This is a genomic window from Gracilimonas sp., from assembly GCF_040218225.1.
Classification (GTDB): domain Bacteria; phylum Bacteroidota; class Rhodothermia; order Balneolales; family Balneolaceae; genus Gracilimonas.
Window position 1 is genome coordinate 841,967 of sequence record NZ_JAVJQO010000008.1, and the last position, 14,278, is coordinate 856,244.

The 14,278-nt window shown below is 40.9% G+C and carries 13 protein-coding genes; 7 read left to right on the forward strand and 6 right to left on the reverse strand.

Annotation, left to right across the window (positions count from 1 at the left end; translation table 11 throughout):
• Positions 1–62 precede the first annotated feature (62 nt).
• Genes RIB15_RS15060 through RIB15_RS15075 form a run of 4 tightly spaced genes read left to right on the forward strand, consistent with a single transcriptional unit; the run spans position 63 to position 3,531 of the window.
• Positions 63–734 carry a bifunctional 4-hydroxy-2-oxoglutarate aldolase/2-dehydro-3-deoxy-phosphogluconate aldolase gene (locus tag RIB15_RS15060; protein WP_350202998.1) on the forward strand — a complete coding sequence of 224 codons (672 nt, stop codon included), beginning with the start codon at positions 63–65 and terminating at the stop codon, positions 732–734.
• Positions 727–1,728, forward strand: a complete 1,002-nt coding sequence (locus tag RIB15_RS15065) for a TRAP transporter substrate-binding protein (protein WP_350202999.1) — start codon at positions 727–729, stop codon at positions 1,726–1,728. Before RIB15_RS15060 ends, RIB15_RS15065 begins: the two co-directional genes overlap by 8 nt.
• Positions 1,729–1,731: 3 nt before the next feature.
• On the forward strand, positions 1,732–2,223 hold the full coding sequence (locus tag RIB15_RS15070; protein WP_350203000.1) for a TRAP transporter small permease: 492 nt from the start codon (positions 1,732–1,734) through the stop codon (positions 2,221–2,223).
• A 12-nt stretch (positions 2,224–2,235) separates the two neighbouring features.
• Positions 2,236–3,531, forward strand: coding sequence for a TRAP transporter large permease (locus RIB15_RS15075; protein ID WP_350203001.1), 1,296 nt, complete (start codon positions 2,236–2,238; stop codon positions 3,529–3,531).
• A gap of 2 nt (positions 3,532–3,533) precedes the next feature.
• Here RIB15_RS15075 and fbp read toward each other — a convergent pair whose 3' ends face one another.
• From fbp to RIB15_RS15100, 5 genes are all read right to left on the reverse strand, one after another.
• Positions 3,534–4,547 carry a class 1 fructose-bisphosphatase gene (gene fbp, locus RIB15_RS15080; protein ID WP_350203002.1) on the reverse strand — a complete coding sequence of 338 codons (1,014 nt, stop codon included), beginning with the start codon at positions 4,545–4,547 and terminating at the stop codon, positions 3,534–3,536.
• 178 nt (positions 4,548–4,725) lie between these two features.
• Positions 4,726–8,175 carry a T9SS type A sorting domain-containing protein gene (locus RIB15_RS15085; RefSeq protein WP_350203003.1) on the reverse strand — a complete coding sequence of 1,150 codons (3,450 nt, stop codon included), beginning with the start codon at positions 8,173–8,175 and terminating at the stop codon, positions 4,726–4,728.
• Positions 8,176–8,917: 742 nt separating this feature from the next.
• Positions 8,918–9,601, reverse strand: a complete 684-nt coding sequence (locus RIB15_RS15090; protein ID WP_350203004.1) for a hypothetical protein — start codon at positions 9,599–9,601, stop codon at positions 8,918–8,920.
• 139 nt (positions 9,602–9,740) lie between these two features.
• Entirely contained in the window at positions 9,741–10,568 is an 828-nt protein-coding gene (locus RIB15_RS15095; protein WP_350203005.1) for an alpha/beta fold hydrolase, read from the reverse strand.
• Between the two features lie 120 nt (positions 10,569–10,688).
• Positions 10,689–11,177: a hypothetical protein gene (locus tag RIB15_RS15100; protein WP_350203006.1), complete on the reverse strand. Its 489-nt coding sequence runs from the start codon at positions 11,175–11,177 to the stop codon at positions 10,689–10,691.
• 147 nt (positions 11,178–11,324) lie between these two features.
• Between RIB15_RS15100 and RIB15_RS15105 the strand changes: the two genes are divergently transcribed.
• From RIB15_RS15105 to RIB15_RS15115, 3 genes are all read left to right on the forward strand, one after another.
• Positions 11,325–12,137 (forward strand): helix-turn-helix domain-containing protein, encoded by an 813-nt coding sequence (locus RIB15_RS15105; RefSeq protein ID WP_350203007.1) that lies wholly within the window; start codon positions 11,325–11,327, stop codon positions 12,135–12,137.
• Positions 12,138–12,277: 140 nt separating this feature from the next.
• The gene (locus RIB15_RS15110) at positions 12,278–12,730 is read left to right on the forward strand and encodes a DUF6265 family protein (protein ID WP_350203008.1); all 453 of its coding nucleotides are present in this window, start codon (positions 12,278–12,280) and stop codon (positions 12,728–12,730) included.
• Positions 12,731–12,732: 2 nt separating this feature from the next.
• A complete protein-coding gene (locus tag RIB15_RS15115; RefSeq protein ID WP_350203009.1) occupies positions 12,733–13,200 on the forward strand; it encodes a VOC family protein in 468 nt (155 codons plus the stop codon).
• A gap of 15 nt (positions 13,201–13,215) precedes the next feature.
• Here RIB15_RS15115 and RIB15_RS15120 read toward each other — a convergent pair whose 3' ends face one another.
• Positions 13,216–14,031, reverse strand: a complete 816-nt coding sequence (locus tag RIB15_RS15120) for an AraC family transcriptional regulator (RefSeq protein WP_350203010.1) — start codon at positions 14,029–14,031, stop codon at positions 13,216–13,218.
• Between the last annotated feature and the right edge of the window lie 247 nt (positions 14,032–14,278).

Consider the following 14,278-nt stretch of genomic DNA (forward strand, 5'->3'; position numbering starts at 1 on the left):
ACATGATTTACTTAATGCAATCGATTTCACAGAATATATAATTTCAAACACGTACTAATTTCATGGCAAGATTTTCACGCATAAAGGTCGCAACTGTGATGGAAGAAACGGGGCTCGTCCCCTTATTTTATCATAAAAATCTGGATACTTGTAAGGAAGTACTCACTGCTTGCTACAAAGGAGGAGCACGAATCCTCGAATTCACCAATCGCGGTGATTTTGCTCATGAGGTTTTTGGTGAACTCAATAAATTTGCGGAAAAGGAATTACCTGAAATGATTCTTGGTGTTGGTTCTGTAACGGATGCCGGAACGGCTTCTTTATACATGCAGCTGGGTGCAAATTTTGTAGTTACCCCTGTACTTCGGGAAGACATTGGCATTGTTTGTAATCGCCGAAAAGTGTTATGGTCGCCCGGTTGTGGTTCCCTCTCTGAAATTGCCCGGGCAGAAGAACTCGGAGCAGAAATTGTCAAACTTTTCCCCGGAAGTCAGTTAGGCCCCGGGTTTGTGAAAGCCATTACTGCTCCCTGTCCATGGACCAGTATCATGCCAACTGGTGGTGTTACAGCAGAAAAAGAAAACCTTGAGGGCTGGTTTAATGCCGGTGTTACCTGTGTAGGAATGGGCTCTCAGTTAGTAACTAAAGAGTTCCTGTCTACCAAAGACTTTACCGGACTCGAAAAACATGTAAGAAATACACTCGAACTTATTAACTCTATTCGTAATGCATAAGCTGTCTCTTCCGATATTCCTGATTTCGTGCTTTCTGATATTTAATATTACCGGATGCGGTGAAGTTACCAAGGAGCAGAAAACCATTCGCCTGGCTCATGCCTTAAGTACTTCCCACCCCGTTCACCAGGGAATGGTCCGCATGGCTGAATTGGTAGACGAAAAATCTGAGGGAAAGCTTAAGATCACCATTTTTCCCAGTCAGCAACTTGGATCTGAAAGGGAAGCTCTGGAATTACTTCAGATTGGAAGTATTGGTATGACGAAAGTATCCTCAGCGGCACTGGAAAACTTTGTACCTGAACTTAGAGTGTACAGCCTTCCCTACCTTTTCAAAGACGAGCAACACATTCTGGATGTACTGAATGGGGAAATTGGTAAAGAGTTGCTGTTGGCTGGTGAAGAATACTGGCTTAGAGGGCTCACTTACTATGATGCCGGGCAACGTAGTTTTTACACAAAAGACCGCCCTATCGAAACTCCGGAAGATTTGCAGGGACTCAAAATCAGGGTTATGGAAAGCCAAATGGCAGTAAGCATGGTAAATGAGCTTGGAGGCTCTCCAACTCCAATTTCGTGGGGCGAATTATATACTGCGCTGCAGCAAGGTGTTGTGGATGGAGCCGAGAATAATCCTCCTTCTTTCCTGACATCAAGGCATTATGAAGTGGCTAAATATTATAGCCTTGATGAACACACTATGCTTCCCGATTTGTTAATTATCAGCACCCTGCAATGGGAGAACCTGACAGAACAAGAGCAAGCCTGGATACAGGAAGCCGCTGATTCATCCGCGACCTACCAGAGACAAATTTGGGCAGAAGCTGAGAAGGAAGCACTTGAAGTAGCTCAGGAAGCCGGTGTTGAAATAACCTATCCTGACAAGCAACCCTTTATTGACATGACCAAGCCCATTTACGAACAATACCGTGAATCAGACCCCGAATTTTATCAACTGATCCAGCGAATCCTGGACGAACATCAGACCGATTGATCTATGAAAACTTTTGACCGATATCTCGAATATTTCCTGGCCTCTCTTATGGCACTGATGCTTTTTAGTGTTTGCTGGCAGGTACTAACACGATACGTTTTTTCATCTCCAAGTTCGTTCACCGATGAGCTAGCCCGCTACCTGCTCATTTGGATCGGAACACTTGGAGCAGCTTATGCATCCGGTAAACGGCTTCACCTAGCCATCGATCTGTTTCCAGCCAGCCTTGAGGGTAAATCAAAATACCGCCTTTCGGTATTTATTAATGTTCTCATCATCCTGTTTTCTTTTACTGTGCTAGTTGTAGGTGGTTCCAGGTTAGTATACATCACTTATACACTTGGTCAGGTTTCTGCTGCCATGCAGTTACCATTGGCTTATGTTTATACAATACTTCCCATCAGCGGGATACTCATTGTGTATTATAAAATCAGAGACATCATCCTTATGAGCCCTGAAAAGCCCGACCTCTCCTCTCAAAATAATCCATCTTAAATAAGGTATCTCATGGTTTTAACTGAAGTATTGATCCTGGTTTTAAGTTTTATCGTTTTATTAGGAATAGGCGTACCTATCGCTTGGAGTATTGGTTTGTCCGGGCTTTTTACTCTGCTGGTAAGTATAGATAGCATTCCGGCATTTACCACTCTGGCACAAAGAATGGGTACCGGCCTTGATAGTTTTACCCTCCTTGCTATTCCTTTTTTCATATTGGCAGGGCAATTGATTAACAAAGGCGGGCTTGCCCAACGGCTTATTAAGCTTGCCAAAGATTTGATGGGCTCCCTCCCCGGGGGGCTGGCCCATGTTAATATAGTAGCAGCCATGTTATTCGGAGCAATTGCTGGGTCTGCTGTTGCAGCTGCCTCTGCTATCGGTTCCATTCTGGGGCCAAGGATGGAAAAAGAAGGCTATTCCCGGGAGTTTTCGGCTGCCGTTAATATTACTTCTTCTACAACGGGACTACTCATTCCTCCCTCAAACATTTTAATTATTTATTCACTTGCCAGTGGTGGGGTTTCCATTGCAGCCCTCTTCCTGGCTGGATATTTGCCAGGTATACTTACCGGTTTAGCTCTTATGATCGTTGCAGCATTTTGGGCTAAAAAGAAAAACTTCCCAGTTGGTGAACGCACTAAATTGGCTGAAGTAGCTAAAAGCTTTGTAAGAGCCTTCCCTGCTTTGTTACTCCTTGTGATTGTAATTGGGGGAATCATAGCCGGTATCTTTACAGCTACAGAAGCTTCAGCAATTGCTGTGGTTTATACCCTTATTTTAGGATTTATGTATAGGGAACTGACGATTAAAGAATTACCACAGGTTTTCCTGGAATCTGTTAAAACAACATCCATCGTGATGTTACTTATCGCAGCTTCCATTGCTATGTCGTGGGTAATGTCGTTCGAGGAAATTCCTCAAAATGTAACAGAAGCACTACTATCGCTAAGTGATAACAAAGTCGTCATTCTTTTGATGATCAATGTTATTCTGTTGTTTGTAGGAACTTTTATGGACATGACACCGGCAGTACTCATTTTCACCCCTATATTCCTTCCTATTGTAGTAGAACTGGGTATTGAACCGGTTCACTTTGGAATTATCATGATTCTGAACTTATCTATTGGCTTGTGTACCCCACCGGTAGGAACTATTTTATTTGTAGGAGTAGGAGTTGCCAAGACAACCATCGTCAAGGTCATAAAACCATTGCTGCCGTTATTTATAGCAATGATTGTAGCCCTGATGGTTATTACATATTTCCCACAAATCAGCTTGTGGTTACCAAATTTATTTGGATTCTGATATTACCTGGAGGAATTAGCAGTATTAAATTCAACAAAGAATTCCCGAAGTTTCTCTACGTTCTTTCTGGAACCAATATAAATTGGCGTACACTCATGTAATGAAGCAGGCTGTATTTCCATAATGCGCCTGCTCCCATCTATTGCCAATCCACCTGCCTGCTCTATAATAAAGCTCAGAGGATTACACTCATACATTAGGCGAAGCTTTCCATTTGGATATTTTGAACTATCAGGATACATAAAAATACCTCCCTGCAGTAAGGTGCGGTGCACATCTGCTGCCATACATCCAACATACCGCGCTTTATACGGTCGTCCGGTGTCTGGATCAATTTCTTGGCAGTACTTTACATATTGCTTTAAGCCCGGATCCCAAAAGTTGTAGCTCCCTTCATCTGCGCTGTAAATATTTCCATACTCAGGGATCTTTACGTCTTCATGACTGAGGATGAATTCTCCGATACTGGGATCAAGAGTAAAAATACGGACACCCAAACCTGTTGTATAAGCAAGCACCGTACTCGATCCATAAAGGACATATCCAGCGGCTACTTGTTTTTCTCCAGACTGAAGGGCATCTCCTTCCGCCAGCTTTTTCTTGCTTTCGGGTCGCATATAAACGGAAAAGATACTTCCTATAGAAACACTTACATCTATATTTGATGAACCATCCAATGGGTCCATATACACAATGTATTTACCTGCTTCTCCGCTTAGGCGGACAACCCCCTCATTTTCTTCAGAAATTACCATACAGGTAATATTTGAACGGCTTAGAGCGGAAATGAGCTGTTCATTTGCAAATAGGTCTAGTTTCTTTTGGCTTTCTCCATGAACATTTTCCGAGTCTTCGTATCCAAGAATATTTGTAATACCGGCTTTATTCACTTCCCTTGAAATGATCTTTGCAGCAAGCCCAATATCTCTAAGCAATTGAGATAACTCCCCGGTAGCACCCGGAAATTTATTTTGAGCGCGGATAATATATTCTTCAAGTGTTACTAAATCTTTCATAAGAATGTGCTCTTGTCTTTAATACTATTTATTGAAGTATTATTCTGGAATCTATTTGATTCAGAACTGCTTTCCCCATCAAATTTCATTATAAAAAAAATACACTCACCCGGAGGCTTTTATATAAAGCACTCCGGATGGTGTATTTTAAAATACGCTACTTTAACTACTTATTATCTTATTTAATCAAAGTAAGCTTGCGTACTGCTGAATAATTTCCGGCTGTAATTCTGTAAATGTAAATACCAGTCGCAAACTGCGCGGCATTCCATTGTATTTCGTATGTACCGGGAGATTGTCGTGCGTTCACCAATTCAGTCACTTTACGACCCGTAACATCAAATATCTCTATAGATACTTCTGATGCTTCAGGTATGTCGTAACTAATTGTTGTGGTTGGGTTGAACGGATTAGGATAGTTTTGCTTCAATGCAAATTCCGTTGGAATCTGATCTTCCACTTCGTTTGAAACACCCAGATTTCTTGTGATGCTAAGATCAAAAGAAGATTCAGCAAAACGTGTTGTTATACCTGCTTCAGCTGTTACTGACCAAATAAGGTCTATCTCTTCACCTTCTGCAACCCCTAAACCAGCTATCACATCGTCTATAGCCTGATAGGTTAACGTAAGTGTTGTAGCAGACCCTTCATCATCAGCTGGAATGCTTACCAATGGGTCGGAGAAATCTCCGCCTACAGAATCAGCATGCCATGTATAGGTAACTGAATCAGGAGCAGTTGGCTCTTCCCAGCTAATTGTCACTTCTGTACTTGCATCACCTGTAAGATCCAGTTCGAAACCGCTTTCAGGGGATGTAAGAGCAAACGCACCTATTGAGGGGCCGCCTACGGGTATAATTAAACTACCACCTTCATAATTTACAGTAGCTCCTTCAGCTAATGTGAATCCGATGGTATTATCAAATACACCTGCCGCAAGTGTCAGGTATTCATTAATTGTCACGCCTCGTGACTGTGTAACACCTGCTTCATTATCGATAGTTAAAGAAGCGACCTGAAGTGGCAATGAGAATCCGGTCCATTGTGCTTCGGAGCCATTAATCACATAATGTGCTTCGCTGCTCAGTGTAAGTTGATTATCTCCGGAACCACCCAGTTCAAGGTTTCCGCCATCTGCTGCAGAAAATGCTGCAGAATCAGAACTGGCAAGTGTACCTCCAGCTTCTAGTGTGAAGTTGTCACCACTTTCAGAAAGGTTACTGGTACCCATATCGAGGTAAGCACCATCCTGAACTAAGATTGGCAGGTGAGAAATTTCAACTTCATCCGATACTGCTAAATGCTGAGCGGTTTCTTCTCCTGCAAAGATAAATGCAGAACCAGCTCTGGCATTAGAGTTTTGGGTTTCACCCGCATTAAAGGTGAAATCACCTTCATACAGATACCAATTTACGATCGGACCTGAACCTCTAGAAATAGAGAAGTTACCTCCATCCACAGTGATGTTTCCGTGATGATGGATGTTAATCTCTGTCGCTCCGCTACCTGTTCCGTTAGAAGCAAATGCTTCTGCATTCGCACCCATATTGATATCTCCCATAATAGTTATGCTGAGTGTATCAAAAGAACTTGGATTAGAAAGATAGAAGCGGGCAGTACCAGTGCTTATAACATCAATATTACCTCCAATGGTGTTATCCATCATTCCAAGGTCATTGTTTTCAAGATTACCGGTAGCATTAATTACGAGGTTATAAAAGTCTTGATTACCATTTCCAGGAGCTGATGTTACCGTACCACTTACTAATGCTGTTGAGCCTTCGGCCCAGGTAGCTGTAGGAAAATCACCACCATCTCTGGCATGGTCGTAGGTACTTTCATCAGTAAATGTTAATGTTGCACCACCATCTACATCAAATACACCATAGTTGGTGAATACACCTTCATATGCAAAGTCGGAGCCTGCGGCTAAAGCTACACCAGAAGAGTCTGTAATTTCGAAGTATACTTCAGAGTCATAGCTTACATTATTAGCAGTAAGAGTTTGTCCCGGAACTCCGTCGCTGGCAGTATCAGCTGCAAATACAAAACTGCGGGTCTGACCATGCTTGTCGATATCAGAATCTCCGATTTCACCACCATTAATGGTCATGTCACCGTATAATGTCCAAACGGCTCTACCACCACTACCACGGCTTACAGACAGGAAACCTCCATTTGTGATGGAAATATCGCCCATAACAGTTACATCATAGTCGAATATATCTCCTGAACCGGTTGCAGTAAACTCTGAGGTTTCACCATCTACAACAACATCACCCATAATGGTAATACTGCGTGCAGGGTCGCCTTCATCGCCGGCTGATGACAAGCGGAACTGATTCCCGTTTGTATTGAGAACCGACATGCTACCTCTGAGGGTGTAATCATCCCAGCCAATATTAATATTTTCGATCTGACCTGCATTATCCCAGGTATAATTAAAGAAATCCTGATCGCCATTGTCCGGGTCATTTGTTTCTATCCCTGTTAATAATACAGTAGAGCCATCAGCCCATGTAGCCGTTGGAATTTCTCCGGCATCATGTGCATGATTATAAGTACCACCGTCAGCAACGGTCATGGTACCGCCATTTACTGTCAGCGTGTCTCTGGCAATAATTTCACCAGATACCGTTAACGTACCTTCCAGGTTAAAGTCATCTTCATAGTGAAAGGTACTGTCTGCTACAACGGATATCTCTGAGCCACTGGCAACAGAATAATTAATAGATCCATTGTACTCAGCATCGCTACTTATTGATACATTTTGTACAGTACTACCAGCGAAAACAATACGAGACATATCTCCATCATGAGAATCTCGGAGCTCTGCATCGCCTAATACTGTAAAGTCACCGTTTAGAGTCCATGTAGCTTGTCCTCCACTACCGCGACTAGTGGCAAATGTAGTTCCTCCGCTTACAACCACATCACCATTAACAACAACATTGTACGTAGCTTCATCACCTGATCCGGTGGTTTCAACAGCCCCACCTTCAACAAGGAAGTCACCTTCAATAGTAATAGTTTGTCCATCACCATCTCCAGCTGAGGTTAATCGAAAGCGGCTTGAACCTGTGTCAACAACTCGTACAGTACCAGAAATTGTTACCGTACCCAGTCCCAAACTCAAATTTGAAATCTGACCAGGGTTATCCCAGGTTATATTATGAAATGCCTGGTCGCGGTTATCCGGACCATTGCCCAAAATTCCCGTAAATAGTACTGTTGAACCTGTTTGCCAATCCGCTTCCGGTACGGAACCTCCGTCACGGTCATGCTGATAGGTACTTCCATCGGCAAAAACCAATGTACCTCCGTCAGCAGTTAACTCCCCTCCTGTAAGTGGAGTTGTGCTTTCAATGGTTACTTGTCCTGTTATCGTTACCGTTCCAGTAGCTACATTCACTGAATCACCATCAAGAATGGCAATATTTTCAGAACCATCCGGAGCTGCTCCAGCGGCAACCCAGCTCGTACCGTCAAATGTTTCCCATGTAGCTGTTGCACTCCAGTCACCATCGGCGGCCGAACGGAAGTCTCCGTTAGACTGTGCTATGGCGCCCGTAGTCGCAAAAAGCGCTACCAAAAACGTCGTTAATATTATAGTATATATCCGCTTCATTACTTCTCCTCTTTTAGTGATTGTTAGATTTGATATTCCTTAAAAGCATTTTCTTTCGTACTCCAAAATTCAATTGTGCCAGATAAGTCCTAATTCCAGGCTGACTACTTATCAAACTCAAATACCTAAAAAAATTAATTCAATTTATTTTGCCATTTCATTCAGCACTGCATGTGGTCACAGAAAACTATTCACTATTAAAGACTTGCTCGGCTGCTAATTACCAGTAAATCCCCAATCATAAACAGGCTGATTTTAATTTTAAGTTATCGGTTAAGTAACTCTATAGAATTTAATGGAAACTGATGAAAAGTCAATATTGAAATGGAAACCAGCAGGAACTAAACAATTAGCCAGTTCATGGTGTTTTTAACCTGCTGATTTATATGTTTTTAAATACAATTGAAGTTGCTTTTGATGCAGCTACAGAGCACTTAACCGGTTACACTTGAATGATAAGAATACTAAAACACCATAAGCTGTGTGCGAGAATGATATTATTGTGCTTAATGTGTTCTATTTATTTAAGCCATTACATGTGGATAATAGAATTAAACCCAACAAAAAGTATGACCCGTTGATGCGAACCAAGCCCCACTAAGCATAACCATGGGTATTTCTAAAATAGTAGAAAAAGATTCTGATTCCATTATAAAGATAGCCCGGTAGCAGAAAGTGGACTCCATCAGAGTTAAAAATTATTTCAAAAGTCTGATAGTTTAAGAAAGGAGATTAAACGACTTTATCCGAACACATTTATGCATACAATTATATAGGTGCAGAAGAGAATAATACTTACCGGAATCATTATCATTTTCTCCTTCTCGCTTTTAGAATTAAAGTTGCCCGCTACACTACCCATAAACAGCAGCGTCAGTAAAGGTATAATGATTCGGTTACCAAGTGAGGAAATCAGTTCCATAAAACCTATTGAAGAGAGCACCGAAAATCCTCCAACTGTTAACAACACAAAAGAGACAAAACTCCCCATTCTTAGTGATTTGGGAAGTTCCTTATGAAATCCGCCCCATGCAAATTCTCCCCAAGGAAGCCCGAAAGAAAGCAGTAACTGAAAGCCTGCCAGCAAAAAGGTTGTAACAGCGGCGACTATCCCCGCTGCAATTTCAAGCCTGAAGGATTGCCTGTAAACTGATTCGATCACCGCGGTTGATTCAGACAAGCTGATCGTACACTCAGCAGAATTGAGGGTGTATATGCTGTTTACCGTGATCCCTTTATCTTTATCGGAATAATTTAAGAGATTCCCGGTATCCAAAGTTTTCCGAACCATCTCCACAGACTTCCCTTCCGCAAATATAGAGCATAATACACGTACCTCTTTCTCCGCTTCAAACCAGTAGAAAATACCTGCCGTGTATATCAGAAACACGGAAACGATACCTAAGAATTTGATCCACTTTCTCACAACCCGAATTTTTATATGGAAATTTTGCGGGATAAGATAATTGATTAGAACTAAAACTGAACCAAATAAATGCAATAACGCGGAAGATGGGCCTTCGCATCATATTAAACGAAGGTAATAACTTCAACATTGTTCGAATTTAATTTTGAAATATTTGACCTGATATCTGCTGAACTACATCCAGTGTAGATGGGGACCTGAATGGCGTATTCAACTGCTGAAGCTGAGTGATCACATATCCGGGATTCTCCAGAAAGTGACTTGTACCCGGCAGAACACATAGATTTGCATTGGGCAACAGATTAAACATCTCTAGTGTATGTTCAATCCTGACGGCATCACGATCTCCAACCATCAGGGTAACCGGAATAGATATTTCTTTGATTTTTGAATCAGGAATGGGTTTTTGATTGGCCATCAGCTTTACTTGTACCCTCATATCCGGCATTGGGATTTCATCGTATCTATTTATCATTTCCACGATTCCAGGCAACAAGGCTGTGGTGTCCAGACGTGTGTTTGCCCCTGATACTAACATGCGATCAATTTTCCCTGGTATAGTATAGCCTAACATCAAAGCGACGATACCGCCATCACTGTGTCCCCATATCTTAATCTTATCATATCCCAGTTCGTTAACAAAGGCCGTTATCTCTTGGGCTATAAATTCATAACTCAACAGGTTTTCATTGCAGGAACTTTGCCCGTGGCAAGGACTGTCAATTGCAATAACTTCATATTCTGATACAAGATCAGGAAGTAGGCGATACATACTTTTAGTGGATCCCCCATTTCCATGAAGAATCAGTAAAGGAGTACCGGATCCATATTTTTCGTAGTGAAGGGTGGAATGCTGGGTTGTGAATTCAAAACTTTCCCCCTCTATCATATTGCTTGAGGTTGTTTTTTGAGATAATGCCTGAGTCACAAAAAAAACAGAAACAAATACTAAAAGAATACGCTTCATAATACCTACACGTCTTAAATGATTTATTGAAATCGTATTCTAAGCAACTGAAAGGCGTATTAATTGTAAATATCCGACATTTTCGGAGGTTTCAAGGCAAAACACTTTTCAAATGCCTGATCAGTTTTTGCTATAAGTCGCTTTCCCAAACTCGGTATAACTTCCCTGTTGTAAAATAAAATCGGTTACTATCATACTCCCATCATTTTGTAAAGCGTAAACCGTTCGGCCTTGCTCTGTATCAGAACTACCCCAATCTACGGTTAACGTTTTGTCTTCAACATGACCTTTCAGCGGAAAACTTATCCCTCTTACATCAAACCAGGTACCGGTCCATTCCTTTGCTCCCGGACGATACATTGCGATAGCATTAAAAATGACAGGACTGCTATTCTCAGGAGTTCTGCTATTTTGGAATGTAAGCTTTAAGAATTGCCCACCCAGCTTCTTTTGCCAACGCATATCAAAGGTGGCTTCGGAACCCATTAAATGACCTGTACCCTGCCAGCTGCCTATAAAGTGTTGCTCCAGGTTTTGCTGCGCAGTAACATCCTGGCTCATATACATCGAGGATATCAATACGATCATGGGCATAATTATTTCTTTCATCATCACTCCGATTCTGTCTGCTATTTATGGTTGAGTTATTTCTATACCGTTAAAAACCCTGATAACTTTTTCAAGTTTGATGCGTATTTCTCCGGTGATAATAGGTTATCTAAATAATTAAGGGTTTAATTGTAAATATCAGACATTATGATCCCGTTAGAGAAAATCCCTCAAGACCCTGCGGTTTCTTTACATATTGACCGGTACCAGTTGTATGACTTTAGTAAACCGGCCTACCTGAAAACAGTACCCAATGGTAAATTTGATGTTTATTTTATTTTAAATGGTAGTTTTTCGGTACTTGATCAATGTGATGGCACTTTTAAAAAAGCTCACAAAACAGGGCTTTTCTTTGCCAGTAATGATTCTTCTTTACTTCGTATTGATGCGGGAATGAAGTGCATAAATATAAAAATGAAGATCTCAGTGTTAGGTCACCCTGAGTTTAAACTTCCAAAAACCGACAAACTTCTGATCCCATTTCCTTTCCCTTACAGTCCGGAAGTACAAGATGAGATCAGGAAACGATTAGCCACCGGACAAGAAGGATTTGAGACAGAATGGTTAGACGCAGTGTTTAAAAAAATACTATCTCCCATCCCTAATGAAGGGAAAATTTTAAAAGTACTGGAGGAATTCACAGATCTCAATAATGAAGATATAGGATCCATTTCCCGCTCCCTTTACATGACAACCAAAAGTCTCTATCGATTTGTAAAGAAACATTTTTCACTATCTCCAAAACAGCTCAAAGATGTGATCAGATTTGATCTGGCTACTTCACATCTAAAGAAGAATCCCTCCACCAATCTGGTCGAAGCTTTATCATTTGGCTATTATGATCAATCTCACTTTGTGAAAGAATGTCGAAAAATCACCGGTATGCCTCCCAAAGAGTTTTTTTCTGATATGCCTTTCACTACCAATGATTTGATAAGAGAACATATAATTAAAGCCTGATACTTACATTGAGAACCAAGACGTTACTTTTAAGCAATGTTCACCATCCTCTTTCCAAAATTAGCTCTGTCTGTTTTTTACAATTTACTTCGGATACTGGCTGTTAATTTGGCTTAAAATTATCACCTAAATATTAGTTTATGAAAAATCTACTACTTCTTTCAATCCTGATTCTAAGTACATCAAATTCATTAATGAGCCAGAATTTACAAGACCTTAACTGGATCAGTGGTTACTGGACTGGTAATACGCAGGGTGTTGATATGGAAGAACTCTGGACTCCCGTTTCCGGAAATATGATCCTTGGCGTACATCGAGATGTATTTGGAGAAAAATCCGCTTTTGAATTTCTGCGCATCACCACCAAAGATGACGGCACGGTAGTGTATCTCGCTTCCCCCTCCGGTAAAACACCTACTGAGTTTACCTTATCAGAGCTGACTTCAGAAAAAGTCGTTTTTGAAAACCTCAGCCATGACTTCCCCCAGCGTATCATCTACATACGTTCCGGTGATAAACTTACAGCCAGAATTGAAGATGAAAGTGGTGAGAAAGGAATGCAATGGACCTGGACTAAAACTATATTCAAGTAGCTATGAAAGTATTTTGGATATTATTGTTGCCAGGGCTTTTTCAATCAATAGATGTTTATTCTCAAGAAGTTCAAAAGCACAATAACCAAAAGGATGTTGCTCATCAAAGTATCGGCACCCTCCGAAGCATGACCATTGCAGCCCATGATATGCCCGAAATGATTGAATTTTATACTGAAGTTTATAATGTCGAGTTTTCTGAAAAAATCATCAATGAATTTACCCTATTTGAGGGTAAGTGGCTGGGATATAATTTATTAGTCTGTCCTGCTGAATTTGCACAAAATACTGCCCAACAAACACGGCATCAATTGGATATCTCCGTAACTGATTTTGATGCTTTTATAGAAAAAGTTGAACAATTTGGGGGTTCATTATTAGGAGAAGTCATTATTCAGGAAGGAGTTCGAAGCGTTGGTATTCATGACCCAGATAAGAATTCGATGATTATTATTGAATCCTTAAATTAAGATCGGTTCTACATCTTATCCATTTTCATAAAAGAGATGAGTAAAGCTCAACTTTGGATCAAAGAAATCCTTGGGTGTAAGCCCGGTATACTTTTTAAAATCTTTGATAAAATGGGCCTGGTCATAGTATCCATTGTCATAAGCCAGCTCAGTCAGGGTACTATATTCTTTATTGATCATCTTATTTACAGTAGCTTTTAGTCTGATGATCTTTGATAATTGTTTGAGGTTTAACCCCACAGAATCCGTAAACCTGCGTTCCAGAGTACGTCTGCTTACAGCACTATCAATAGAAAGTTCATGTATTTTTTGCCTGCCCCGGCTGTTTATAATGATACTCACAGCATCTTTCACAATAGAATCTGCTACATCGCAAGACTCAAACTTATCGGTCAGATATTGGTCGATGAGATCTATTCTCTGTTCGCTGGATGAAGCCTTCAGAATTTGGGATTCGAGCATTACTCCTTCTTCACCCAAAATCATATCCAGCGGAACCGCAGAATCCTGAAATTCTTTGGCTGCCAATTTGGATATAGGTTGTAACCCTTCCGGGTGAAACCTGACTGCAAACATTCCTGAATCTCCAGAAGGCTCTATTTCAAGTTTCCGTGTAAGCTGACCGAATACAAAACATCGTGGTTGTTCAATCCTGCTTCCATCCGGTAAATACTGATAATAAAGATCTCTGTAGTGAAAGATCATTTCCATGCATCCATCAGGAACAATAGTCTGCTTCTCATGAATTTCCTCTCTGGTTCCTTCCAGTACCCAATAACATTTAAGGATAGATTTCAAATCCTCAGAAGGCTTAAATTCTTTATATACCATAGTTCAATTAATCACACCCCATTAAAATTCTGATCGAAATATAGCATCCAGCCTAAAAAGATATGCAAGTTTGTAAGAGTTGTTTGGGTTATATCAACCGTCAAGTCAGGCAACGTTAATTCTAAATGATTAAACAGTTGTGAGCAACTTTCTTATTTCGGTAAGTAAAGATTTAATCATAGCTGTACCCAGCCAATTCAAAGATTTCAGCCGGACTTAACGCACTTAATTCCAGTATACTTTTACC